Genomic DNA, 1199 nt, shown 5'->3' on the forward strand with positions numbered 1-1199 from the left:
AATTCTTCATACGTATTTCCATGCACAGATTCCCCTAGTTCTAGCGCCCATCGTATTAATTCCATTATTACTCCACTACTCCTTTAACCGAAATTGTATTTAATAAAATTTCGCATTACTTTCTACCATATTTGCTATATGCAACGGTAACTCATCTTTTTTCGATTCCAAAAATTTTTGTGACACTGCACCTAAATGCTTTTTATGTGGTATATAAATTTCCTTCCCTTGCAGGGCATACATCAAAGCAATATTATTTTGAGATTTTAATCGATACATTCTTGCAAGTTGATATAATGGCTCAGCCCTAGTTGGTCTATATTCCCACGCTTTTTGAAAATAAAGAACAGCTAATGCTGTATATTGCTCTTCTTGTTTCTTAGCATTTTCTTTTTCATCCGCTTCTGTTACTTCAAGTTGTTTATTTGCTGAACGAGTTGCTAGTTGTTCATAACAAAATCCTATTCGCAATAACGAATAGAATACCTCTTCAACCCATCCGCCTGCTTCCACTCGTTTTTTATACCATTTAATCGAATCTTCAAATTGACTTAAATGAAAATAAGTTTGGGCTAAATAAAATAAATATCTTATATGCAAGTCTGGCGTTGTTTCTGGGTCGTTTATTCCTTGTAACAACAACCTCTCATCTCTTTCAAATTTATCGGCTTTACTACCACCATCCCCAGGATCGTTAACGACAAGCGTCTCTAGCCTAGCTACTCTCGTATTGTAATTCGCTCCAACTTTTGAACGATCTATATCCCAATACTCATGAGTAACACCGACAGATTTCCATGGTAAAGAAGCTTTTAAAAGGCGTGTAAGCCAATACTTAATATGAATATCATATTGCAATGTAAGATAATGATCTTCTGTTAAACTCGTCTTATCAAATTCGGGATCAACTTCTAATATCATATCTGCATCTAATATTAATAAATAATCTGCTTCTGGATATGTTTTTTGTGCCAATGAAACAGCTAAACTTCTGTTATAACCAAAGTTTTTAAATGGTTCATGATGAACTGTTCCAGGGATTTCATTTTCTTTACACCAATTTTCAATAATTTCAGGTGTATGATCAGTTGATCCAGTATCACAAATAGAAACAAAATCTACAATTGATTTCGTAGCATTTAAACATCTTTCCATAATTCTAGACTCGTTTTTAACAATCATACAAAGACATAACTTTT

At 33.4% G+C, this 1199-nt stretch carries 1 protein-coding gene; it reads right to left on the minus strand.

Annotated elements, in window-relative coordinates; translation table 11 throughout:
- Positions 1-99 precede the first annotated feature (99 nt).
- A partial coding sequence (locus tag RT405_RS13415) for a glycosyltransferase (RefSeq protein WP_313470376.1) occupies positions 100-1199 on the minus strand: 1100 nt, incomplete at its 5' end.

The sequence above is a fragment of the Carnobacterium sp. genome (assembly GCF_032094055.1).
In the GTDB taxonomy this organism is placed as follows: Bacteria; Bacillota; Bacilli; order Lactobacillales; family Carnobacteriaceae; genus Carnobacterium_A.